Origin of the sequence: Pedobacter riviphilus, assembly GCF_014692875.1 — a bacterium.
Taxonomy (GTDB): domain Bacteria; phylum Bacteroidota; class Bacteroidia; order Sphingobacteriales; family Sphingobacteriaceae; genus Pedobacter; species Pedobacter riviphilus.
Map to the genome: position 1 here is coordinate 3,980,717 of NZ_CP061171.1, position 24,656 is coordinate 4,005,372.

The 24,656-nt window shown below is 37.6% G+C and carries 24 protein-coding genes and 3 pseudogenes; 10 read left to right on the forward strand and 17 right to left on the reverse strand.

Annotated elements, in window-relative coordinates:
- The first annotated feature begins 101 nt into the window (after positions 1-101).
- The 7 genes from H9N25_RS16255 (at position 102) to H9N25_RS16285 (ending at position 6,087) form a co-directional block, all read left to right on the forward strand.
- On the forward strand, positions 102-998 hold the full coding sequence (locus tag H9N25_RS16255) for a DnaJ C-terminal domain-containing protein (RefSeq protein ID WP_190326569.1): 897 nt from the start codon (positions 102-104) through the stop codon (positions 996-998).
- Between the two features lie 5 nt (positions 999-1,003).
- Positions 1,004-1,309 (forward strand): chaperone modulator CbpM, encoded by a 306-nt coding sequence (locus H9N25_RS16260; RefSeq protein ID WP_167296986.1) that lies wholly within the window; start codon positions 1,004-1,006, stop codon positions 1,307-1,309.
- 94 nt (positions 1,310-1,403) lie between these two features.
- On the forward strand, positions 1,404-2,978 hold the full coding sequence (locus tag H9N25_RS16265) for a helicase HerA-like domain-containing protein (protein WP_190326570.1): 1,575 nt from the start codon (positions 1,404-1,406) through the stop codon (positions 2,976-2,978).
- A 12-nt stretch (positions 2,979-2,990) separates the two neighbouring features.
- Positions 2,991-3,653, forward strand: a complete 663-nt coding sequence (locus H9N25_RS16270; protein WP_190326571.1) for a hypothetical protein — start codon at positions 2,991-2,993, stop codon at positions 3,651-3,653.
- Between the two features lie 123 nt (positions 3,654-3,776).
- Positions 3,777-4,676, forward strand: coding sequence for a nucleotidyltransferase family protein (locus tag H9N25_RS16275; RefSeq protein ID WP_167296988.1), 900 nt, complete (start codon positions 3,777-3,779; stop codon positions 4,674-4,676).
- Positions 4,667-5,743, forward strand: a complete 1,077-nt coding sequence (locus tag H9N25_RS16280) for a phosphotransferase enzyme family protein (protein WP_190326572.1) — start codon at positions 4,667-4,669, stop codon at positions 5,741-5,743. The genes H9N25_RS16275 and H9N25_RS16280 overlap by 10 nt, the downstream gene beginning before the upstream one ends.
- Before the next feature lie 47 nt (positions 5,744-5,790).
- Positions 5,791-6,087, forward strand: coding sequence for a hypothetical protein (locus tag H9N25_RS16285; protein ID WP_190326573.1), 297 nt, complete (start codon positions 5,791-5,793; stop codon positions 6,085-6,087).
- A 330-nt stretch (positions 6,088-6,417) separates the two neighbouring features.
- Here H9N25_RS16285 and dnaK read toward each other — a convergent pair whose 3' ends face one another.
- On the reverse strand, positions 6,418-8,322 hold the full coding sequence (dnaK, locus tag H9N25_RS16290) for a molecular chaperone DnaK (RefSeq protein WP_167296991.1): 1,905 nt from the start codon (positions 8,320-8,322) through the stop codon (positions 6,418-6,420).
- A gap of 481 nt (positions 8,323-8,803) precedes the next feature.
- Here dnaK and H9N25_RS16295 point away from each other — a divergent pair, with 481 nt between their 5' ends.
- Positions 8,804-9,163: a DUF1304 domain-containing protein gene (locus H9N25_RS16295; RefSeq protein WP_167296992.1), complete on the forward strand. Its 360-nt coding sequence runs from the start codon at positions 8,804-8,806 to the stop codon at positions 9,161-9,163.
- A 161-nt stretch (positions 9,164-9,324) separates the two neighbouring features.
- Here the strand turns inward: H9N25_RS16295 and H9N25_RS16300 are convergent, their stop codons facing one another.
- The gene (locus H9N25_RS16300) at positions 9,325-10,512 is read right to left on the reverse strand and encodes a class I SAM-dependent methyltransferase (RefSeq protein ID WP_190326574.1); all 1,188 of its coding nucleotides are present in this window, start codon (positions 10,510-10,512) and stop codon (positions 9,325-9,327) included.
- A 245-nt stretch (positions 10,513-10,757) separates the two neighbouring features.
- Here H9N25_RS16300 and H9N25_RS16305 point away from each other — a divergent pair, with 245 nt between their 5' ends.
- Together H9N25_RS16305 and H9N25_RS16310 are read left to right on the forward strand one after the other, a co-directional pair.
- Positions 10,758-12,494, forward strand: coding sequence for a GMC family oxidoreductase (locus tag H9N25_RS16305; RefSeq protein WP_167296994.1), 1,737 nt, complete (start codon positions 10,758-10,760; stop codon positions 12,492-12,494).
- Between the two features lie 11 nt (positions 12,495-12,505).
- On the forward strand, positions 12,506-13,138 hold the full coding sequence (locus tag H9N25_RS16310; protein ID WP_190326575.1) for a gluconate 2-dehydrogenase subunit 3 family protein: 633 nt from the start codon (positions 12,506-12,508) through the stop codon (positions 13,136-13,138).
- Positions 13,139-13,252: 114 nt separating this feature from the next.
- On the opposite strand, the pseudogene H9N25_RS16315 reads toward H9N25_RS16310, so the two are convergent.
- From H9N25_RS16315 to rplF, 15 genes and pseudogenes are all read right to left on the reverse strand, one after another.
- A pseudogene (locus tag H9N25_RS16315) lies at positions 13,253-16,221 on the reverse strand (glycoside hydrolase domain-containing protein).
- Positions 16,222-16,523: 302 nt separating this feature from the next.
- Positions 16,524-17,045, reverse strand: a complete 522-nt coding sequence (gene rplQ / locus H9N25_RS16320; RefSeq protein WP_190326576.1) for a 50S ribosomal protein L17 — start codon at positions 17,043-17,045, stop codon at positions 16,524-16,526.
- 122 nt (positions 17,046-17,167) lie between these two features.
- On the reverse strand, positions 17,168-18,160 hold the full coding sequence (locus H9N25_RS16325) for a DNA-directed RNA polymerase subunit alpha (RefSeq protein WP_025145205.1): 993 nt from the start codon (positions 18,158-18,160) through the stop codon (positions 17,168-17,170).
- 85 nt (positions 18,161-18,245) lie between these two features.
- Positions 18,246-18,854 carry a 30S ribosomal protein S4 gene (rpsD, locus tag H9N25_RS16330; protein WP_029282720.1) on the reverse strand — a complete coding sequence of 203 codons (609 nt, stop codon included), beginning with the start codon at positions 18,852-18,854 and terminating at the stop codon, positions 18,246-18,248.
- 60 nt (positions 18,855-18,914) lie between these two features.
- The gene (gene rpsK / locus H9N25_RS16335; protein ID WP_010599885.1) at positions 18,915-19,304 is read right to left on the reverse strand and encodes a 30S ribosomal protein S11; all 390 of its coding nucleotides are present in this window, start codon (positions 19,302-19,304) and stop codon (positions 18,915-18,917) included.
- A 154-nt stretch (positions 19,305-19,458) separates the two neighbouring features.
- Positions 19,459-19,836, reverse strand: a complete 378-nt coding sequence (rpsM, locus tag H9N25_RS16340; protein WP_010599886.1) for a 30S ribosomal protein S13 — start codon at positions 19,834-19,836, stop codon at positions 19,459-19,461.
- Positions 19,837-19,905: 69 nt separating this feature from the next.
- Entirely contained in the window at positions 19,906-20,022 is a 117-nt protein-coding gene (rpmJ, locus tag H9N25_RS16345) for a 50S ribosomal protein L36 (RefSeq protein ID WP_010599887.1), read from the reverse strand.
- A gap of 1 nt (position 20,023) precedes the next feature.
- Entirely contained in the window at positions 20,024-20,242 is a 219-nt protein-coding gene (gene infA, locus H9N25_RS16350) for a translation initiation factor IF-1 (RefSeq protein ID WP_010599888.1), read from the reverse strand.
- 71 nt (positions 20,243-20,313) lie between these two features.
- Positions 20,314-21,098 (reverse strand): annotated as a pseudogene (gene map, locus H9N25_RS16355) (type I methionyl aminopeptidase).
- 8 nt (positions 21,099-21,106) lie between these two features.
- A pseudogene (secY, locus tag H9N25_RS16360) lies at positions 21,107-22,446 on the reverse strand (preprotein translocase subunit SecY).
- A gap of 7 nt (positions 22,447-22,453) precedes the next feature.
- Positions 22,454-22,900, reverse strand: coding sequence for a 50S ribosomal protein L15 (gene rplO, locus H9N25_RS16365; RefSeq protein ID WP_025145210.1), 447 nt, complete (start codon positions 22,898-22,900; stop codon positions 22,454-22,456).
- Between the two features lie 104 nt (positions 22,901-23,004).
- Complete coding sequence (gene rpmD, locus H9N25_RS16370; protein ID WP_010599892.1) at positions 23,005-23,184, reverse strand: 50S ribosomal protein L30; 180 nt, start codon at positions 23,182-23,184, stop codon at positions 23,005-23,007.
- 4 nt (positions 23,185-23,188) lie between these two features.
- Positions 23,189-23,707 carry a 30S ribosomal protein S5 gene (rpsE, locus tag H9N25_RS16375; protein ID WP_167297000.1) on the reverse strand — a complete coding sequence of 173 codons (519 nt, stop codon included), beginning with the start codon at positions 23,705-23,707 and terminating at the stop codon, positions 23,189-23,191.
- 17 nt (positions 23,708-23,724) lie between these two features.
- Positions 23,725-24,078, reverse strand: a complete 354-nt coding sequence (rplR, locus tag H9N25_RS16380) for a 50S ribosomal protein L18 (RefSeq protein WP_029278655.1) — start codon at positions 24,076-24,078, stop codon at positions 23,725-23,727.
- Between the two features lie 5 nt (positions 24,079-24,083).
- A complete protein-coding gene (rplF, locus tag H9N25_RS16385) occupies positions 24,084-24,641 on the reverse strand; it encodes a 50S ribosomal protein L6 (RefSeq protein ID WP_167297001.1) in 558 nt (185 codons plus the stop codon).
- Positions 24,642-24,656 lie beyond the last annotated feature (15 nt).

Below are 24,656 nucleotides of genomic sequence, written 5' to 3' on the forward strand. Positions count from 1 at the left end.
CTACTAAATGGTTAAGACAATTTCCATTGAAATAAACCATTATAAAACCTACATTTATACAATAAAATTGAACATTCCCTTTATTTATTTGTTAAGCGATTATGGACTACATAGACTATTATAAAATCCTCGATTTAAAAAAAGACGCAACACCTGAGGATATTAAAAAAGCTTATAGAAAATTAGCCCGAAAACACCATCCCGATCTTAACCCCAACAACGAAGAAGCCAATAAAAAATTTCAACAAATTAATGAGGCCAATGAGGTTTTAAGTGATCCTGAGAAACGGAAGAAATATGACAAGTATGGTAAAGATTGGCAGCATGCCGATCAGTTAGATGCCCAGCAACAGCAGCAAAGGCAATACCAATCGCAAGGTGGCGGTTATGGTGGAGGCAGCAGTTACTCAGGAGGCTTTGGCGGCGAAGATTTTTCTGAATTCTTTTCTTCCATGTTTGGTGGTGGAGGCAGAAGCAGTAGAAACTCTCCTTTTAAAGGTCAGGATTATAATGCCGATTTGCAACTGGACTTACTTGATGCCTACACTACCCATAAGCAAACACTTACGGTAAATGGGAAACAGGTACGTATTACCATCCCGGCAGGTGTAGAAAACGGACAGAAAATTAAACTGCCCGGTTATGGTGCCCCTGGCGTAAATAATGGCCCTCCAGGAGATTTATTTATCAAATTTAATATTAAGGATGATCCTAAATTTAAACGTAAAGGAAACGATATCTACATACAGGAAGAAATAGATGTTTATAAGGCTGTATTAGGTGGAGAAAAAATTGTTGAAACCTTAAACGGCAAGGTTAAACTTAAAGTACCAGAAGGTACACAGCCCGGTGCAACTTTAAGATTAAAAGGCAAAGGCTTTCCTGTTTATAAAAAAGAAAACCAGTTTGGCGATTTATACATCAATTGGCAGGTAAAGTTACCTACCAATCTAAATGTCGAACAAAAAGAATTATTCGAAAAACTTTCCAAATTCTAACCATTATGGGAACTAATCTAATACCTGTAGAAGACATATGTGCTTATCACCATGTGGAAATTAACTTTATTCAATCGTTGGAGGATTTTGGCCTGATCCATACTACAATTAAAAAACAATCTCTCTTTTTGCCAGTTGATGAATTGACCAAATTGGAGCAGTATCTTCGCTTGGCACAAGATCTGGAAATCAACTTAGAAGGCATCCACGCTGTTTCTCATCTGCTTAATCAGGTACAACAGATGCAGGAAAAAATAACCGCGCTACAAAACGAGCTAAATTATTATAAGCAATTTAACCAGCATCATTAAACAATCGTTTGTGCATACTTTTGCACCAAAACTAGAAACAAAAAAGCAACCTTTTTAAGATTTGTTTCTTAAATTGGCAATCTAATTTTAAAAAATGAGTGATCTTTCTTCAAAATTCATCGAAAAAATAAAATCATCCTATGCTCCTACGGGCTCATATATTTATTTAGGGGCCGGAATTTTAGACGGTCAGGTTTATAGCGAAGCTGAGGTTAATTTGTCTTTAAAAATGATGAACAGACACGGCTTAATTGCAGGGGCAACTGGAACAGGTAAAACACGAACCCTTCAATTATTAGCAGAGCAACTGTCAGATGCCGGCGTTCCTGTTTTTATGTTGGATGTAAAAGGCGATTTATCGGGTTTAAACCAACCAGGTTCTATTAATCCTAAAATAGAAGAAAGAGCACAACAGCTCAACAAACCTTTTTCTCCTTCTGGTTTCCCTGTCGAAATTTATTCGCTTTCGGGCAAAATGGGTGCCCAGATGCGAGCAACAGTATTGGAGTTCGGCCCAACACTTTTATCGAAAGTGTTAGATTTAAACGATACACAGGCAGGTGTTATGGCAGTAATATTCAAATATGCCGACGATAACAAAATGCCTATTATTGATCTAAATGATTTAAAGAAACTGGTTTCTTATCTATCAGAAGGTGCTGGTGCAGCCGAAATAAAAAGCAGTTATGGCACCATTTCAACCGCTACTTCTGGTACTATATTAAGAAAAATTGTAGCCATAGAGCAGCAGGGACTAGCAGGTATGTTTGGCGAAAAGTCTTTTGATATTGAAGATCTCTTCGAACGTGTTGATGGCAAAGGAACCATAAGTTTATTAAACATTGCCGATGTTCAAAATCAACCTGTACTGTATTCTACATTTTTGTTAAGCTTACTGGCTGAGTTATTTAATACCATGCCTGAGGTTGGCGATTTAGATAAGCCAAAACTAGTCTTCTTTTTTGATGAGGCGCATTTATTGTTCAAAAACTCTTCAAAAGCATTCTTAGAGCAGATTGAAACTATCATCAGGTTAATCCGTTCGAAAGGAATTGGTGTTTTCTTCTGTACCCAGACACCTACTGATGTGCCTGAAAGTGTTTTAGGACAACTTGGTAACCGTGTACAGCATGCATTAAGGGCATTTACGCCAAATGATGTAGATGCTTTGAAAAAAACAGTTAATACCTATCCAAAATCAGATTTTTATGAGATCGATAAAATATTAACCTCATTGGGAACAGGTCAGGCTTTGGTTACCGTATTAAATGAAAAAGGTATACCAACAGAGGTATCTGCTACCATGCTTACCCCGCCAAGGGCTGTAATGGGGCCGCTTACAGCAGCAGATTTCGATCAGCTTATTCACGCCAGCCCAATGTACACCAAATATAAAGACCCAGTCGATCCTGAAAGTGCTTATGATATTTTAACTAAACGCATTAATGAGCAAACTGCAGCAGCAGAACAGGAAAAACAGGCAGCTGAAGCTCAAAAACAAGCGGAACAAGAAAGTAAACCTAAACCGGGCGAAAAGAGTCTTGTTGAACAGGTAATGGGAGCAACAATAACCCGTCAAATTGGTAAAGAAATTGTTAGAGGTATATTTGGCATGCTTACAGGAAAGAAAACACGTTCAAAAACCGGTGGTGGTTTATTTGGATTTTAATTATATAGAATAATGAAATATCTAATCATTTTGCTCTCAATTTGTTCAATTACCGTCCAGGCACAATATACTATTCAGCCATATGGCGACATGCAGGGAACTCCATTAAAGGAAATCAAATACGAGAATGTTACGGGCACTCCATACTTTCTAGATTTTTGGTCGAAGGGAAAAGTAACAACTAAATCTGGTAAAAATTATGTCGATATGCCGTTAAAGTATGATATAATGAATGATAAGCTTATATTTCAAGGAGAGGGCGGAAATATGATGTATTTTACTGAACCAGTTTCAACATTCGAAATCCTTGATATTGGCCAATCTACTAGCTATAAATTTATCAATGGACTTCCTATAACTGACGGATTGAATCCATCTTCATTTTTTCAGATAATTGCTTCTGGTAAACTGTCTCTTTTTAAAAGAGTTTATAAAAAAATTACTGAAAGTACAAGTTATGGATCTGCAACAATTAACAAATCTTTCAATATCTACAACAGTTATTATATACTCCAAAAAGAAAATCTAATTAAAATCAGCTTAAATAAAAAATCATTGATTGGGCTTATTCCAGATAAAGAAAAAGAGATAACGGAATATCTTAAAAAAGAAAAAATCGATTTTAAACAAGATTCAGACTTAAATAAATTATTTAATTATTTAAATGAGCAATAAATATGGTTAAAACAAGGAGCGCTTTCTAGTAAGATCAAGTGCCTATTACTATTTTCGCAATACGAATATGATATGATTAAAGTATTTTTTAATCAAGAATCTCAAAAATAAAAATAACAATAAATGAAACCCACCCTATTAATATTGGCTGCAGGTATGGCAAGCCGTTATGGAAGTATGAAACAAATTGATGGTTTTGGCCCAAACGGCGAAACTATTATCGATTATTCAATATATGATGCAATTAATGCTGGCTTTGGCAAAGTTGTATTTATTATAAAAGAAGAATTTGTAAAAGAATTCAAAGCCATTTTCGAGCCTAAACTTGAGGGAAGAATTGAAACAGAATATGTTTTCCAAAACTTCGATCTTAAACAATTTGGCATAGAAGAAGAAATATACAGGGAGAAACCCTGGGGTACCGCACATGCAATCCTTTCTGGCAGAAACGTAATTAAAGAACCATTCTGCGTAATTAACGCCGATGATTACTATGGTTTTGATGCCTTTAAAAAAATGGTTGATTTCTTAACTACAGAGGTGACTGACAGCAACTATGCCATTATTGGTTATGAGGTTGGCAAAACTTTATCAGAATTTGGTGCAGTTTCGCGTGGTGTCTGCAAAGTAGATGCATCAGGCAATCTTGAAGAGATTATAGAACGTACAAAAGTTTATCCTAAAGACGGTAATATTTTTTACGAAGAAAATGGCGAAGAATTTCCCTTAGCTTATGAAACTCCGGTTTCAATGAATTTCTGGGGATTTACACCCGCGGTTTTCAAAATTACGGAAGAATTGTTCAGAGAGTTTGCTGAAGCAAACAAAGATAAACCTAAAGCAGAATTCTTTATCCCATTAATTGGCGAGAACCTCGTAAAAAGTAATATTGCAAGCTTTAAAGTAGTGCCAACCTCTAACAAATGGTTCGGTGTAACATATAAAGAAGATAAACCGTATGTTCAGGATAGTATTGACCAATTGGTTAAAAACGGAACATATCCAGAAAAACTATGGAACTAAATTTAGATTCCGAAGTTTTAAAAGCCTACGGATACGCTAAAGAAAACACAAGAATTACACAAATAGGTACGGGTTTAATTAACCGTACTTATTTGCTTTCACCTTTGTCAGAAGAAAAAAAATATATTCTTCAAAACATTAATACCTCGGTTTTTAAACAACCACAAGCTATTGCAAATAATCTTCGTGCAATTGCCGACTATCTTAATTTTGCTTACCCTGAATATCTTTTCATAAAGCCAGTTTCCACCACCAATGGTGAAGAAATGGCCCATATCCACGATGAATATTGGCGGATGCTTCCCTTTGTGCCCAATACCATTTCATTAGATGTGCTGGCCGACCCAAAACAAGCTTATGAAGCCGCTAAACAATTTGGGAAACTGAGCAGGCTGTTAGATAACTTTGACGCGAAAACGCTTCAACCCACAATTCCGGGCTTCCACGATTTAGGCCTAAGGTACGAACAGTTTACATTGGCACTGAACAAGACCGTAGAAGCATTAAAAGAACAGGCAAAATCAGAAATTGAAGGTACTTTAGCGCACAAGTATATCCTAGATTATTATACTTCCTATTCACATAGAAAAGATTTCCCAGACCGGGTAATGCACCACGACACCAAGATCAGTAATGTGTTACTGGATGATGAAACCTACGAGGGGATTTGCGTAATTGACCTGGACACCGTTATGCCTGGCAAGTTTATTTCTGATCTGGGTGATATGATGCGTACTTACCTATGTGCCTTTTCAGAAAATGAGACTGATCTGGATAAGATAAAAATACGCTTGCCTTATTTCGAAGCGATGATAAAAGGTTATTTATCAGAAATGAAAAGTATTTTGACAGAAACAGAAAAAGAGCTTATTCTATTTTCTGGTAAGTATATAATTTATATGCAGGCACTACGTTTTTTAACCGATTTTTTAAGTGGCAATAATTATTATCCTACAAATTACCCCACGCAAAATTTAGATCGGGCCAAGAATCAATTTAAGCTATTGCATGAAATATCTGTAAACGAAAAAGAATTACAGGATATTATTGAAGAGAATTTGGTTTAACAATTCTCTGATACAAAAGACTATCAAGCTAAAAGAACATGAGTGCGATGAAAAGAAATGGTTTTAAAGTTTTTTCTTTTATTTCTGCAACGATCATTTTTTGTGTTTTCGCTTTTGTAACACTCATTGCCGCCGCAGCTGTTGACGAAGATACAGATGGAAATAACTTTGTAATACAAGCGATGGCAAAAATATATTACATTTTTCGCTTTCCTATACATACCTTATTCTTTAGGTTTATTGAAGGGCCCTTCTTCTTCGTTGGATTATTGCTCAACTGTTTATTTTACGGATTTCTAACAGAAAGGATTGTCTTTATATTTGATAGAAAAAAATCAAATTGACATCTTTCGATCATATGAGACATTTAAAGAACGTGTAAGTAGCGATCGCTATAAAAACTCTCCGAAAAGCACTAATCCCTCCTTCCTAAACCCGACAGCAGCGACAGCCCCGAATTTTTCATGAGGGCTATAGCGCATGGCGGGGCTGAAGTTCCAGAAAAGTACTGAACCGTTCGTTTTCATAAAAACAAAAAATATTATTTCAAACCTCACAGATTTTAAAAACCTGCAAGGTTTATAGCGCACAAAAAAAGCGTTCCTGAATAATCAGGGACGCTTTTTATTTTTATCTTCCCAAGGCTTTCCGCTCAGGGCTGAAGACTCAAAGACTTATTTCTCTTCTTTTACTTCTTCAAAATCAACGTCAGTAACGTTATCGCCACCACCTTGAGGTTGACCATCAGCTTGTGCTTGTTCGCCACCTTGAGGCTGCTCGCCAGCTTTGTACATCTCTTCAGAAGCAACATTCCATGCAGCTTGCAATTCAGCCGAAGCTGCATCGATATCTGCAAAGTTACGTGCTGAGTGAGCTGCTTTCAATTTTTCTAAACCAGCTTCGATTGGTGCTTTTTTATCAGCAGATAGTTTATCACCAAACTCTTTTAGTTGTTTCTCAGTAGAGAAAATTAAAGCATCAGCTCCGTTAATTTTATCCGCTTCTTCTTTCTGTTTAGCATCATCTGCCGCATTAGCTTCAGCTTCTTCTTTCATTTTTTTGATCTCAGCATCAGTTAAACCTGAAGATGCTTCGATACGGATTTTTTGCTCTTTACCAGTAGCTTTATCTTTAGCACTTACGTGTAAGATACCATTGGCATCAATATCAAACGATACTTCTACCTGAGGCACACCACGAGGTGCTGGTGGAATACCATCTAAAATGAAACGGCCAATAGTACGGTTTTGAGCAGCCATTGGACGCTCACCTTGTAAAATATGGATTTCTACTGAAGGCTGGTTATCAGCTGCAGTTGAGAAAGTTTCCGATTTTTTAGTTGGGATAGTTGTGTTAGACTCGATTAATTTAGTCATTACACCACCCATAGTTTCGATACCTAATGATAAAGGCGTAACGTCTAACAACAATACATCTTTCACATCACCAGTTAATACACCACCTTGAATAGCAGCACCGATAGCTACAACCTCATCAGGATTAACACCTTTACTTGGCTCTTTACCGAAGAAAGCTTTAACCGCTTCCTGAATAGCAGGGATACGTGTAGAACCCCCTACCAGGATAATTTCGTCGATATCGCCTGTGCTTAAACCAGCATTTTTCAAAGCAGATTTACAAGGATCGATAGTACGTTTGATTAAGCTATCAGCTAATTGCTCAAATTTAGCACGTGATAATGTACGTACTAAGTGTTTAGGGCCGCTAGCATCAGCAGTAATGTATGGTAAGTTGATTTCAGTTGAAGTTGTGCTTGATAGCTCGATTTTAGCTTTCTCAGCAGCTTCTTTTAAACGTTGTAAAGCCATTGGATCTTTAGAAAGGTCCATGTTGTTTTCTGCTTTAAACTCTTCAGTTAACCAGTCGATAATAATGTGGTCAAAGTCATCACCACCCAAGTGTGTATCACCGTCCGTAGATTTTACTTCGAAAACGCCATCACCTAATTCCAATACAGAAACGTCATGTGTACCACCACCACAGTCGAACACAACGATCTTCATGTCTTTGTGTGCTTTATCTAAACCATAAGCCAAAGCAGCCGCAGTTGGCTCGTTAATGATACGTTTTACAGATAAACCTGCGATTTCTCCTGCTTCTTTAGTAGCCTGACGTTGTGCATCGTTAAAATAAGCTGGTACGGTAATTACCGCTTCAGTTACTTCCTGGCCCAAGAAATCTTCAGCCGTTTTTTTCATTTTCTGCAAAATCATTGCAGAAATCTCCTGTGGAGTGTATTTTCTGTCGTCGATTTCAACACGTGGAGTGTTGTTATCACCTTTTACTACTTTATAAGGTACGCGTGCAATTTCTTTAGCACATTCATCGTAGCTGTTACCCATAAAGCGTTTAATCGAATATATCGTTTTTGTTGGGTTGGTTATAGCCTGACGTTTAGCAGGCTCGCCAACTTTACGCTCACCGTTTTCTGCAAAAGCAACAATAGACGGTGTAGTACGTTTACCCTCACTGTTTGCGATAACTACAGGCTCATTGCCCTCCATTACACTCACGCAAGAGTTTGTTGTTCCTAAGTCTATTCCAATAATTTTTCCCATTGTATTTTTAATTTCTCTTTTTAAAGTATTATAATTTCTACTGCTATTAAACAATGCTTGTGCCAATTGGTTTTTGGCAGAAAATATCGGTAAAAGACTGATAAAATGTAAAAAAAGAGGCTGGAGTTTACTGACAGCATGACAGAAGAGTATGGTAAATGTGGGATGGCAGATCGATGAAGGGGCAACCAAAGACTAAAGCAGAATGAATTATTTAAAATAATGTGAAAATGAATGTCAGTAATACTTCGGAAATACCAGCCCCGCTATACACTTTACTTCGTTGCACTACGTGTTCGCTCCTATCGGGTTTAATTATCAGCGGCCAGTGCACAAAATCGACTAACGGGTTAAAACATACCCCATACAATAATCATCAAAGTTTTATATCTTTATTATCGCATAAGTTAATCGGTTTAATCATTTTATCTGTGCAATTATTTATCATTGTAACCACTTAAATCTGTGTAATCATCAAAAAATGCAAGTAGCAGCACAAATCATGATCGGGCTTGTTGCCCTTATTCACATTTATATCCTTTGGCTAGAAATGTTCGCCTGGACGACCAAAGCACCCAAGGTATTTAAAACCATTCCAAAAGATTTATTTGGTCCGACCAAAACATTGGCCGCTAACCAGGGCTTGTACAATGGATTTTTAGCAGCAGGCTTAATATGGTCGCTATGCATAACCGACCATCACTGGCGTTTGTATGTAGCCATATTCTTTTTAACCTGCGTAATTATTGCCGGGATTTACGGTGCTGCTACAGCCAGTAAAAAAATCCTGTATGTACAGTCGATACCGGCTTTAGTAGCCTTGATTTTATTGCATCTGTAAATTTGATCCTATCGGTCGGTGCCTCACCGGCCGAAAACACCACGGTTGGCATGATAGATCCTGAACAAGTTCAGAATGAAGATAACTCAATAGGCATATCATCATAATTAGTCATCGCTTTGCATTTCTTTGCGAAAAACCTTGTGTTCTTTGCGGTTAAACTACAGCTCCAACAATTTTTCTAAATGATGGTAGCCAATCCCAAAATATTCTTTACTCGCCTTAATTTTTTTCAAAACCTCCGTTTTTCGCTCTGCACTTAGCTCTTTGCCCTTAATCCCCACCACAAGCACATTCTTGGGCGTATGCGCATCAGATATAAACTCAAAAACCTTGGTTTTATAGCCAAAATATTCTAAAATCAAAGCGCGTATCCCATCGGTAACCATCTCTGCCTGACGCTCTAAAAATATCCCGTATTTGGTTAAAAAAGAAACATCATTTTTCACTTTGTGCTGTTCAATTTCCCGGCGTATTTGTTTGTGGCAACAAGGCGCAACCACAATCAGTTCGGCATTGGCTTTAATTCCTTTAAAAATGGCATCATCAGTTGCCGTATCGCAGGCATGCAATGCAATCAGCAGGTTTACATCGGCTGCCTGGTAATCTTCAATTGTTCCCTGTACAAAATTCAATTTATCGAAAGATGATTTTTCAGCAACCTGATTGCATAGTTCAACCATATCCTGGCGGTACTCCACCCCAACCACTTCCGAATCCAGTTTCAAAACTGAATGCAGGTAATCGTAAAGCGCAAAAGTTAAATAGCCCTTGCCAGAGCCCATATCGGCAACCTTTTTAATTGTCCCTTCTGGCAGTTCTTTTATTAATGAACTTAAAATTTCGATATAGTGGTTAATCTGACGGAATTTATCCTGCGCATTTTTAAATACCTTGCCCTCTGCATCGGTGATTTTTAGTTCCGTTAAATACGATTTCGAATCTGCTTTAATTAACCTCGTCTTTTCTTTATCATGACTGGCTGACGGGGCTGCCGAACTTGATGCTTTGCTTTCTCTAAAAACAACCTTGCCATTGTTCAGTTCCTCCAAAATCAGATCCTTTTCTGTGGTAAACAAAGTACCAATTTTAAAACCTTTATTCAGATAATCAGAAATCAAATTTATCGCTTCATCAACGGTATAGTTTTTTACCACATCGCGGGTTTTGTAGCGATAGGTGAAGGCCAGTTTATCTTCACGTTTAATCACAACTTTGCGGATAAGAATTTGCTTTAATGCTTCTTCTTCACCTTTGTAGTTCCCTAAAGATACCTTTACAAAAGTTGCTGCATCAACACTTTCTTTTAAAACCGCAGTAAATTGTTTTATATATTCTAGCACTGGCATTGATAAATTTTAGCAACAAAGATAATCAAGTTTATCTGGAGCAGAACATATTCATGATAATGTAACAATAGAGCGACTATGCAAAGGCGTATTTCACTAAAAAACGACTTATACGATATTGACGTAATACGATTTAGAAATACGCAAGGGCAATATTATCTATATTGATTCCAAAATAGCCGAACACTTTTTTTTCAAAAAATTAAGCTTTAGATTAGAGTATATAAAACACCTAACCATAATCAATGAGTGACTTTCAGATAAAAAAATCGCCTACCGTTTACGATGCCATTATTGTTGGCTCTGGAGCTGGTGGCGGCATGGCAGCCTATGTTTTGGCGCACGCAGGTCAAAAGGTTTTAATGCTTGAGGCTGGTCAAAATTTCGATCCAAGATTAGATTCTCACCAATTAAAATGGCCTTGGGAATCGCCTCGTCGTGGCGCCAGTACTACGCGTCCATTTGGAGATTTTGATGCTTCTTATGGAGGCTGGGAATTAGAAGGCGAACCATATACCCAGAAAAACAAAAGCGAATTCGAATGGTTCCGCTCGCGTATGCTCGGCGGCCGTACCAACCACTGGGGAAGAATTTCGCTGCGCATGGGACCAGAAGATTTTAAACCTAAAGACGGTTTAACCGATAGCTGGCCTATTACCTATGCGGATGTAAAGCCATTTTATGATAAGGTTGACCGCATGATTGGTATTTATGGTACTGTTGAGGGGATCGAAAGCGAACCCGATGGAATTTTCATGAAACCACCCAAACCGCGGTTAAATGAACTATTCATTAAAAAAGGGGCTGAAAAAGCCGGTGTAAAAGTAATTGCCGGTCGTGGTTCGGTGCTTACCGAAGCTCTACCCAACAACAGCGACCGTGCACCTTGTTTTTACTGTGGCCAGTGTGGCAGGAGCTGCAAGGTTTATGGCGATTTTTCTTCTTCTTCATGTTTGGTAAATCCTGCCGTAAAAACAGGCAACCTTACCGTAATTACCGACGCCATGGTGCGAGAAGTAATTACCGATAAAGATGGTACGGCAAAAGGCGTTTCATACGTAAACCGAAAAGACTTACAAGAATATCAGGTAAACGGCAAACTGGTCATTTTAGGTGCCAGTGCTTGTGAATCAGCACGCATTTTATTGAATTCAAAATCAACTTCACATCCTAATGGCCTGGCTAATAGCAGTGGCGTAGTTGGAAAATACCTGCATGATTCTACCGGAGCAAGTGTTTCGGGTTTTCTGCCACAGTTAATGGATAGAAAACGTTATAATGAAGATGGTCTGGGCAGTGTGCATATCTATTCTCCCTGGTGGCTAGATAACAGGAAATTGAATTTTCCACGTGGTTACCATATCGAATATTGGGGTGGAATGGGCATGCCAGCTTACGGTTTTGGTGGTGGTGTAGCCCAAATGAACGGGATGGTACCTGGCAGAGATGGCAAAATGAAAGAAGCCGGAGGTTATGGAAAATCACTAAAAGATGATTATCGCCGATTTTATGGAACTGGCGTTGGCATGGCTGGCCGTGGTACGGCAATTGCAAGAGAAAGTAACTATTGCGAAATCGACCCGAATACTGTAGATAAATATGGTATCCCCGTTTTAAGATTTAACTACAAATGGGACAAGGATGAGATTCTGCAGGCTAAACATATGCAGGAAACCTTTCTTTCGATTATGAAAGAAATGGGCGCCGTAGTTACTTCCGAAATTCAGGGCGCAGATACCAATTATGGATTACTAAACCCTGGAAAAATTATCCACGAAGTTGGAACGATCAGAATGGGCGATGATCCTAAAAAATCGGCATTAAACAAATACTGCCAAGCACATGACTGTAAGAACCTATTTGTGGTTGATGCGGGGCCATTTGTTCAACAAGGCGATAAAAATGCTACCTGGACCATCATGGCACTATCAATGCGTACCGCCGAATATATTTTAGCTCAAAAGAAAAAACAAAATATTTAAAGAATTGCCATATGAACAGACGTGATTCACTAAAAGCATTGGGTTTAACAGCCATAAGCACAACTGTACTGCTCGATGCCTGTAAGCAAGCAGAAACAAAAACCGAAGCTGCAGCACCGGAAGAAAGTGCAAAAGAAGCAGGAAGAGAGCAATGGGAAATAGACCGTGATAAGAAATTAAAAGCTGAAACCTTTTTCACTAAACATGAAATGGCTACGATTACAGTTTTGGCGGATATTATTATTCCTAAAGACGATGTATCGGGCAGTGCATCTGATGCTAAAGTGCCAGAGTTTATCGAATTTATAGTAAAAGATATTCCTGAACATAAAGTACCGATGCGTGGTGGCCTGAAATGGCTGGATGTATACTGTTTCAATAAATTCCAGAAACCATTTGTTGAAGCATCGGCAGATCAACAGATTTCGATTGTAGATGAAATTGCCTACCCTAAAAAAGCCAGACCAGAAATGCAGGCGGGGGTAACTTTTTTCAATAGAATGAGAAATTTGACTGCATCAGGTTTTTACACGACAGAAATTGGTATAAAAGATATTGGTTATGTTGGTAATGCGCCAAACCAGTGGGCCGGTGTTCCCGTAGATGTGCTGAAACAGTACGGAATGGAAAATGTGAAGGTATAACAAAGTATAAAACGTAAAAGGTCAAGTTTTTTAACTTGACCTTTTACGTTTGGATAAATATCTGCTAATCTGAGTAAGACCCTGAAACAAGTTCAGAGTGACCCCAATAAAATATTACTCTAGAATCAAAATCAAACCTTTTCCTTTTTCAACCGGAACCAATTTTCCATTAGGGTAACTTCCCGAAGTTTGGAACTTATCAATTGCAGGTGCAGCTATTTTTACTTTATCGGCATCTAAACCCAGTTTGGCCCAGTCTATAGTTAAATTAACCTTTACGTCTCCTTCTGCCCAGCTTGCTAATGCAATCATTGTTTTACCTTTTTGTCTGTAAACAGTTGTCAATACTTTAGGATTATCGGTTTTAACCGGGCAGTTTTCACTCCAGTAACCGATCATCTCAGATCCTTTTATGCCAAAATTATCCCAAGCGGCCCATAAAGGTTTTGGATCACTTTTGTCAGACCAGCCCAAGCGACTTGTCATGCCGTAAATCATACCGCGCCAAGGGTTTCCATCATCTTGTAACATCTCTCCCATTAATCCAAAAGGAATTCCACTTACTTCAGTTAAAAAGAAATCCGGATTGTTTTTCTGGTAATCGAAGTATTCGCCAAACCATAAACGGTTCAGGTAAGGGAAGTGTTCCATGTATAAAATGGCGCTATTGTTAAAGCCATCGCTTTTGTTGTACTGATTTGCTGAATGCAGATCAATAATACCTGGATGGTTATTTTGCGTTAATACGCGTTTTATACGCTTCATGGTCACCCGATCGAAGGCTACATCATCCAGATACACACCATCAATCCCAACGTTGTTTACCAACCAATTCATTCCTTCTACATAATAGTTGTGCCAACGGTTCATTCCGCTGTTAATTACGGCCGCATCTTTAATTTCTGGTACAAACCAGGCCGCAATATAATTCGAATCTAAATGTTCCTGCAACCAGCTAAAGCCCCCACCTTTGCCTGGAGAATACACTTCAGTACCTAAACTTCTTAAAGCTGGCCATTCGTATGCATGGTTAGAAAGCTCGCGAACAGTATTGTAAATTTTAACTTTTAAACCTTTCGAGTGTGCATGACTAATATAATCTTTCATCTTTTTCCATTCGATAAATGGATAGTTGATCCAAGGGTTAATCGGAGTGGCATGGTGAATGTTTACTACGGTTGCACCCTTAGCTTTGATTGTATCTAAATCACCATATTTATGATAGAAACGGTTATCCCATTGAAAATCGGTATTAAGTAAATGGAAAGGCGTAATCAATAAATTGAAATTGTAGTATAACACATCTCCCTTTTTCATACTTCTTGCTCCAGTAAAGTTATCGGCAAGCATCGAGCTGCCTTTCACATTAATCTGGATACCGCCTTTATCTCCATTACCCCACGATTTGGGTAATAATAAAGGCTTCTGAAGGTAGAAATTCGTATTCAGTGGACGAATATAGTTCTCATCTCTTAAATTATAATATAGGCCTGCATTTACATTGCCAATCCAAACGGCATCCTGATTTTTATTCGCCACATCCCATTTCCATTTTACGGTATCTGGTCTAACACCACCTTTCTCCCCTAAACCCATTAAATACTTGGTTGAACCTTTATCAAAAGGGATATGAAAATCGACATTGCTGAAATCGACATCTTTTAGCGCGGTAACTTTAACTACGTAATGCACATAACCATCAAACTCTAAAGCACCTTCTAAATCCATTTTCAGGTTTTCAGAAGTATTCGTGGCAGTCCATTTTACCGTTCCGGCTTCTTTACTCGTAATTTGAAATTTACCCGGTGAAAATTTCTCTTGCGTTTTCGGGGTATTAAAAAAATGAAAATGGATAGGTTCAGCCAGGATATTATTAGGTTTTTCGCTATAAGCCGTCATCTCAGCATTAAAAAATGTTTGAATCTGCTTAGGAAAACCGTCTGTATTAATTTCGAACTTTCTGCCTAAAAGCGAGATTACATTCCCATCAACCGTTAGTGGCGTATATGGCGCTACAACCGTATTCGCTTGTGCCAAAGTAGAATTTAACCAGGTTAAGCGCGTCTGTTTATCTGGAGTTCCTACACCAGCATCGGCTAGTACTTCGTTCCCTACTGTAATTTTAGCTGTTATTATTTTCGATTTTCCATTGGCTTTAACTGTAAAATTACCTGTATATGTGCCCGCCGCCGTATTTTTAGGAATATCGACCGTAATCCACATTGGCTGAATTTTTCCAGAGGCTACATTTACCGTTTCAACCAAAGGTTTGTTATCATAACTTGTTCCATTGGTGTTTAAACAATTGATATATTTTGAAGAAATTACTTTTCCTGTTACTGTTTTTAAATCGCCGAAGTTAACCACTACATTTTTCAAATCTTTCAGCGCAAATACCCCAGTTGAAAAGCATAATTTTCACCTTTACTCGCCGAGCCTGTAAAAGTATTTATAGCTCCTTTTTGTACCCAACGATAAGGTAAATCATTCTGCATTTTGATCGGGAACATCCTGTCTTCTGGAAAAACGATAAAAGCTGCTGAAGCATATTTGGCCTTTATTGCGGCTGTTTCTTTACCAGTTGCAATAATTTCCATCGGGTAGAAAGAGTTGAAAGCGTCAACAGATTGGATTTCGACAGCAAAAGCATTCACTTTAACCCGTTTTGCAGCTGTTAACCATGTTTGGTCGGCATGTTTGGCTTTTAAGTAAACGCCTTTCGGATAATTACTTCTACCTTCATTTTTATAAGCGAGATAATACACATAATATTTTCCTGAACCCGGTGCTTCGAAATAAACATCAGCACTTTCTCTCGTCAATTTATCTGTGCCCACAGCTGAAATAGTTTTACCATTTGCATCTTGAACGATGATTCCTTTTAATTCTGGATGTTCATCCCTCCTACGCCAATCAATTTTGGCATGTGCTATTTTATTGGTTCCATCAAATTGAACAACAACACGGTGGTTACCTAACGAGTCAGGATTCCAGGCATTATTACCACTAGTATATTTTAATATTTGAGCATTAAGAGATAGCTGCCCTAAAAGACAGAGCAATAGAAAAAGCCTAAATTTCATTTTTTAATTTGTTTGAGGCTAATTTATGCATAGCTAATTACAATAAAGCCATGTAATGAAAAAATGAGACAAACGTTTGTTTATTTGGTTCATTAGTGGTGTCATTCTAAACGCAGTAAAGAATCCTTTTCCTGTTGCCACAGAAAGTGATATGCTAAAGTGCTTAACCAAGTTAGGTTCTATTTCTTTATTCAGATTGAGATTTCATACTTAAAGATTCTTCACTCCGTTCAGAATAACAAGAAAACAAAAAAAGTCCTGCTCTTTCGAACAGGACTTTCTTAATCTTAAGGCGAATAAAATTATTCTCCTTTTGGTTCTTCAGTAGCAGGAGCTTCTTCAGCAGGAGCAACTTCTTCAACAACTTCAGCTTTCGCTTCAGTAGCTTTAGGCGCAGCAGCTTTGCTTCTACCACGACGAGTTGTTTTCTTCTCTTCTTTAACTTCTACATCTTTACCGTAAACTGTATTGTAATCTACCAATTCAATTAAAGCCATCTCAGCATTATCACCTTGACGATTGTTTAATTTAATGATACGAGTGTAACCACCTGGACGGTTAGCAACTTTCTCAGCCACTTCGCGGAACAAAATAGTGATTACTTCTTTATCTTGTAGGTAAGAGAAAACTGTACGACGTGAGTGAGTAGTGTCATTTTTCGCTTTAGTGATTAATGGCTCAACATAAGTACGTAAAGCTTTAGCTTTAGCTAAAGTTGTAGTAATTCTTTTTGCTTTAATTAGTGATGTTGCCATATTAGCTAACATCGCTTTTCTGTGGCTGTCGGTTCTACCTAAGTGGTTTACTTTTTTACCGTGTCTCATTGTTTTTTGATTAAGTGTATACCGTCTCTGTCTCAGAGGGAATTATACACTGTGAACTAATATTTAATTCTCAATGTTCAATATCCAATTTTCAATCTGAAAACTGTTAACTGAAAACTGAATTATTCTTCGTCTAATTTAAATTTAGACAGGTTCATACCAAATGATAAACCTTTCGATTTTACTAATTCTTGGATCTCTGTTAAAGATTTTTTACCGAAGTTTCTGAATTTTAACATATCAGCAACATCGTAAGAAACTAAATCAGCTAAAGTACGGATATCAGCAGCTTTTAAGCAGTTTAATGCTCTAACTGAAAGATCCATATCTACTAATTCAGTTTTAAGGATTTTACGCATGTGTAAAATTTCCTCGTCTACTTCTTTAGTTTCTTCTTTTGCTTGAGATTCTAATACTAAATTCTCATCAGAGAATAACATAAAGTGTTGGATAAGGATCTTAGCCGCTTCTTTTAGTGCCTCTTCTGGATGAATTGAACCGTCAGTAGAGATATCTAAAACCAATTTTTCATAATCCGTTTTTTGCTCAACACGAAAGTTCTCAATCGTGTATTTTACATTTTTCATTGGAGTATAAATCGAATCGATTGCGATTACACCTACAACAGCATCAGCAACTTTATTTTCTTCAGCAGGTACATAACCACGTCCTTTATTGATGGTTAATTCCACTTCCAAAGTAACAGATTTATCCATATTGCAAATTACATGCTCAGGGTTTAAAACTGTAAAGTTGTTAGAGAATTTAGTGATATCACCAGCTTTAAACTGGTCTTGACCATTAACGATGATGAAAACTTTTTCAGAATCTCCTGAATCACCTGTTTTCTTAAAACGAACTTGTTTTAAGTTTAAGATAATATCAGTTAAATCTTCTACAACACCTTTCATGGTAGAAAATTCGTGAGAAACGCCTGAAAAACGAATAGTAGTAATAGCATAACCTTCTAACGAAGAAAGTAAAATTCTTCTTAAGGCATTACCAATTGTTACACCGAAACCGGGCTCTAAAGGACGAAATTCAAATGTGCCATCGAAATCAGTTGATTTCTGCATGATCACTTTGTCTGGTTTCTGAAATGCTAAAATTGCCATTTATATTTTTTTAAATTCGTTATTGAATATATAGTAACATGAAAAAAGTTAATTACCTCATTGAGGTAATTAACTAGCTCATTTATTACTTTGAGTACAACTCGATGATTAAATTTTCCTTGATGTTTTCAGGAATTTCATCACGTTGAGGGTAGGTTAAGAATTTACCAGTTAATTCACTAGCATTCCACTCTAACCAAGCAAACTTATTAATCGTTCTACCTGCAACTGAGTTACTAATTGATTCTAAAGATTTAGATTTTTCACGAACCGCAACCACATCACCAGCTTTTAACTGATATGAAGGGATATTTACAACTTCACCATTCACAGTAACGTGTTTATGGCTAACTAACTGGCGTGCACCAGAACGGGTTGTTGAAATACCTAAACGGTAAACTGTGTTATCTAAACGCGCTTCTAATAACTGAAGTAAGTTATCACCGGTAATACCAGCACGTGAAGATGCTTTTTTAAACAAGTTACTGAATTGTTTTTCTAATACACCATAAGTATATTTTACTTTTTGTTTCTCCATTAACTGGATAGCATATTCAGATTGTTTTCCTCTTCTTTTTGATGAGCCATGTTGCCCAGGAGGATAATTTTTTCTGTCTAACACTTTATCAGGACCGAAGATTGGTTCTCTGAATTTACGTGCAATTTTTGATTTTGGGCCTGTATATCTTGCCATTTTTTTCTGTTTTAAAGTATCATCCAGCCTGTAACTGGAGATTCTTAGCTTTAAAATTAATTAAACTCTTCTCTTTTTAGGAGGACGACATCCGTTGTGAGGAAGTGGAGTAATATCTTTAATAGACGTTACTTCGATACCTGCTACTTGCAAAGTTCTGATTGCAGACTCACGACCTGAACCCGGACCTTTTACAAATACTTCAACTTTACGTAAACCTAAATCAAACGCAACTTTACCGCAATCTGAAGCTGCTTGACCAGCTGCGTACGGCGTGTTCTTTTTAGAACCTTTAAAGCCCATTTTACCAGCAGAAGACCATGAAATAGTCTGTCCGTTGTTGTTTGTTAAGGTAACGATGATGTTGTTGAAGGTAGCATTGATGTGGGCCTGACCAACAGGCTCAATTACAACGATACGTTTTTTTGTTACTTTTTTACTTTTAGCCATTTTATCTTTTAGATTCTAGATATGAGACTTGAGATATGAGACTTTCTCTACCCCGATACTCAGTACCCTAATTTTCTCTTTTATTCCAGATTTGAGCAGATTTTAAAGACATGGTACTCATATCTAAAATCTCACATCTCATATCTATCAATTTCTATTTAGTAGCTTTTTTCTTGTTAGCAACTGTTTTTCTCTTACCCTTACGAGTACGTGAGTTATTTTTAGTACGCTGACCACGAGAAGGTAAACCTTTTCTGTGACGTAAACCGCGGTAACAACCGATATCCATTAAACGTTTGATGTTTAACTGAACCTCTGAGCGTAAAGCACCTTCTACTTTAATCTCATCGTTAATCATTGTACGGATTGCTGATAACTCATCATCAGACCAGTCTTGTACTTTTTTGTTCAAATCGATTCCTGCAGTAGTTAAAATACGTTGTGCAGTTGTTCTACCAATACCATAGATATAGGTTAAACCAATCTCTCCTCTTTTGTTTCTTGGTAAATCAATACCTGAAATCCTTGCCATATTTATTGATGTTTTGAAGTAATTCCGAACGGCGGGCCACCGTTGTGCGGTTGATTACAATATTCTTAATTACCCCTGACGTTGCTTGTATTTAGGATTTTTCTTGTTGATTACGTAAAGTTTTCCTTTACGGCGAATAATCTTACAATCAGCGCTACGTTTTTTAATTGATGATCTAACTTTCATTTTATTTGTATCTATAAGTAATGCGTCCTTTTGTTAAATCATAAGGAGACATTTCCAATTTAACTTTATCTCCAGGAAGGATTTTGATGTAGTGCATCCGCATCTTTCCTGAAATATGCGCAATAATCTCATGCCCGTTCTCGAGTTCTACCCGGAACATCGCATTGGATAATGCTTCTCTTATTACTCCGTCTTGTTCAATTGAGGCTTGTTTAGCCATATTTTATTGATTGTTACTTAATTAGCTGCTTCTAAACAGGGTTGCAAAATTAAATAAAAAATTTTAATTATTTATTTTTTTTGTTGTAAAACTTCTTCTATTATAGAAAACGTTGATAAAACATCTGCTTTGCCCTTTTTTACGGCTACTGTGTGTTCAAAATGTGCCGATGGTTTATTGTCTTTACTCGTTACCGTCCATCCATCGTTATGGAATTTAACACCGCCTACGCCTGCATTGATCATGGGTTCTATCGCAATTACCATTCCTTCTTCAAGTTTTGGTCCTGCACCACGCTTCCCATAATTCGGAACTTCCGGTTTCTCGTGAAGTTTTATACCAACACCATGTCCTACGAGCTCTCTTACTACGCCAAATCCATTAGCTTCTGCATATTGCTGAACAGCGAAACCGATATCTCCAATACGCATACCAACAACAGCTTTTTCTATACCCAACTCCAGGCAACGTTTAGTAACCTCAACCAATTTCTGTTTTTCTGCATCTATTTCCCCGATAGAGAAAGTGTAGGCCGAATCGCCGAAATAATTGTTTTTAATCACGCCACAATCAACTGAAATCAGATCCCCTCCTGGATTACGTACTCGCTTGGAAAACCGTGAACAACTTGCTCATTTGGCGAAATACATAAAGAATTAGGGAAACCATTATAGTTTAAAAATGCCGGTATCGCTCCGTGATCACTTATAAACTCATAGGCTAGTTTATCTAACTGAATAGTAGTCATGCCTGCTTTTATCACCTTGGCCACTTCGGCTAAAGTTTTAGAAACAAGCATGGAACTTTCTCTTATTAACTCGATCTCCTCTAGAGATTTGTAATAAATTTTAGACATCCGTTACACTACAACGCTGCATTGCTACTTGCAGCAGGAACACCTGTTCTGCCAGTAACTCTACCCGTTTTCATCAAACCATCATAATGGCGCATCAATAAATAACTTTCGATCTGTTGCAAAGTATCCAATACAACACCAACTAAAATCAATAAAGAAGTACCACCGAAGAAGTGCGCAAACTCTTGTTTAATACCAAACTTAACAGCTAATGAAGGTAAAATAGCAATGATCGCTAAAAATACTGCACCTGGGAAAGTGATTTTAGAGATTACATCATCAATAAAAGTTGATGTTGCAAAACCCGGCTTAATACCTGGGATAAAACCACCGTTTTTCTTCATATCGTCGCTCATTTGAGTTGGATTAACTGTAATTGCAGTATAGAAGAAAGTAAATGCGATAATTAAAAACGCGAATGTTAAGCTATAAGCCAACGAAGTTGTATTGCTGAACTGGATTAACCAAGAACCTTGTAATGAAGGAACAAACTGCATTAAAGCACCTGGAATAAACATTAACGCCTGAGCAAAAATAATCGGCATAACACCAGCAGCATTAACCTTTAAAGGAATGTACTGGCGAACACCACCAAACTGACGGTTACCAACAATTTTTTTAGCGTATTGTACAGGCACCTTACGTACACCTTGAACAATTAAAATGGTAAACATTACCACAGCAAATAAGGCAACGATCTCTAAAACCAAAGCAACCGGGCCTCCACCTTCACTGGCAGAACCTACACGGGCGCTAAACTCTTGAGAAATTGCAACTGGTAAACGGGCAATAATACCAACCATGATGATTAGTGATGTACCGTTACCAATACCTTTATCCGTAATTTTTTCACCTAACCACATTACAAATAATGTACCTGCCGTTAATACAAACGTAGATAATACTAAAAATAAAGTGTTTGGTAATAAAATAGCTTCTGCCGGAACCTGCGTTTTAACGTAACCAACAGATTGAACGATTGTGATCGCTACCGTTAGGTAACGGGTAATCTGGTTCATTTTTTTTCTACCACTTTCGCCCTCTTTCTGCATTTTTTGGAAAGAAGGAACAGCAATACCCAATAGTTGCACCACAATCGATGCAGAGATATAAGGCATTACCCCAACGCTAAAATAGACACACGAGAGAAAGAACCTCCGGCAAACATATCTAGTAAGCCTAAGATTCCTGATTTTTCGTTATTGCCTAAAGCAGTTGGATCCACACCTGGTAAAACCACGTGAGATACGAAACGGTATACCAAAAGAATTAAGAGCGTAAACAATATACGCTCTTTTAATTCCTGAATTTTCCAGATATTACTTAAAGTAGTAAATAGCTTCTTCATTTAATAATTACAATTTTACAATAGAACCACCTGCAGCTTCAATAGCTTTTTGTGCGGTTGCAGAGAACGCATGTGCTGTAATTTCTAGCTTTGCTTTAACTTCACCACGACCCAAAATTTTAACTAAGTCGTTTTTAGAAGCTAAACCATGTGCTTGTAAAGCAGCGAAATCGATAGTTGTTAAGCTGTGTTTTTCAGCTAAAGCTTGTAAAACATCTAAGTTTACACCAACATATTCTGTACGGTTAATTGGCTTGAAACCAACTTTAGGCACACGACGTTGTAAAGGCATTTGACCACCTTCAAAACCGATTTTGGTTTTGTGACCTGAACGAGAACCCGCACCTTTGTGACCACGGGTTGAAGTACCGCCACGACCAGAACCTGTACCACGACCAATTCTTTTGCTGTTTTTTGTAGAACCTACTGCAGGTTTTAAATTACTTAAATTCATTTTTTTGAATTTGTGTTGCCCTTCGCTTTCACTAAACAGGTACAACGATTAAACATATATAAAGGTAGTACCGGCTTTTACCCATACTACCTTTAAAACTTTTACTAGATTGCTTCGATTGCTACCAAATGATTCACTTTGCGAACCATACCGATAATTTGTGGAGTAGCTTCAACCTCAACACTTTGGTTCATTTTAGATAAACCCAAAGCCTGAACGGTTCTTTTTTGGCGCTCGCTTCTGTCGATAACGCTTTTTACTTGTGTTATTTTGATCTTAGCCATGATATTATCCGTTAAATACTTTGTTTAAATCTATACCACGGGTTTGAGCCACTGCATAAGCATCACGCATTTTAGTTAATGCATCAACAGTTGCTTTTACCACGTTGTGTGGGTTAGATGATCCTTTAGATTTTGCTAATACGTTATGCACGCCAGCACTCTCTAATACAGCACGCATCGCACCACCAGCAATTACTCCTGTACCTACTGCAGCTGGTTTGATTAAAACAAAACCACCTGAGAATTTACCGATTTGCTCGTGAGGAACAGTACCGTTTAAAATTGGAACTTTTACCAAGTTCTTTTTAGCATCATCCACACCTTTAGCGATGGCTTCAGTTACCTCTTTCGCTTTACCTAAACCGAAACCAACAACACCGTTTTCATCACCTACAACAACAATTGCTGAGAAGCTGAAAGTACGGCCACCTTTGGTTACTTTGGCAACGCGTTGTATACTAACCAAACGATCCTTTAATTCGATATCGGTGGTTTTTACTCTTTTTATATTAATAGTTGACATCTTACTTTTTCTTCAGATTAAAATACTAAACCAGCTTCGCGGGCACCCTCTGCCAACGATTTTACACGACCGTGGTATAAATAGCCATTTCTATCGAAAACAACTTCTTTAACACCTGCAGCAATTGCTTTTTCGGCAACTAATTTGCCTACCGCAACCGACTGATCGCTTTTGTTTCCAGTACCAGTAAAATCTTTCGATAATGATGATGCTGATGCTATTGTTTTACCGGTTACATCGTTAATTACCTGCGCATAAATCCCTTTATTGCTTCTATATACAGATAACCTTGGACGTTCTTCCGAACCGGTAAGTCTTTTTCTGATCCCTTTTTTAATACGATCTCTTCTTGATAATTTTTTACCTGCCATGATTACTATTTTTTAGATGCTGATTTACCTGCTTTTCTTCTTAACACTTCACCTACAAACTTGATACCTTTACCTTTATATGGCTCTGGTGCACGTAACGAACGGATTTTCGCTGCTACTTGACCGATCAATTGTTTGTCAATACTTTCTAAAATAATTTTAGGTGTTTGACCTTTTTCTGATTGTGTAGTTACTTTAATCTCTTCTGGTAATTGGAATACGTAGTGGTGAGAATAACCTAAAACTAAATCTAATGTATTACCTGTGTTTGTAGCACGGTAACCAACACCTACTAATTCTTGAGTTAATTTATAACCTTCTGTAACACCAACAACCATGTTGTTAAGCAATGAGCGATATAAACCGTGTAATGCTTTGTGTTTCTTTTGTTCTGAAGGACGTTGAACTGTTAAAATTCCGTCTTCCTGACTTACAGTGATATCTGAATCTACTGCTTGTGTTAATTCTCCTTTAGGACCTTTTACAGTTACTACGTTATCTTTTGATACGGTAATTGTAACACCTGCAGGGATTGTAATTGGGGCTTTTCCTATTCTTGACATTGTGCTGTTCTCCTA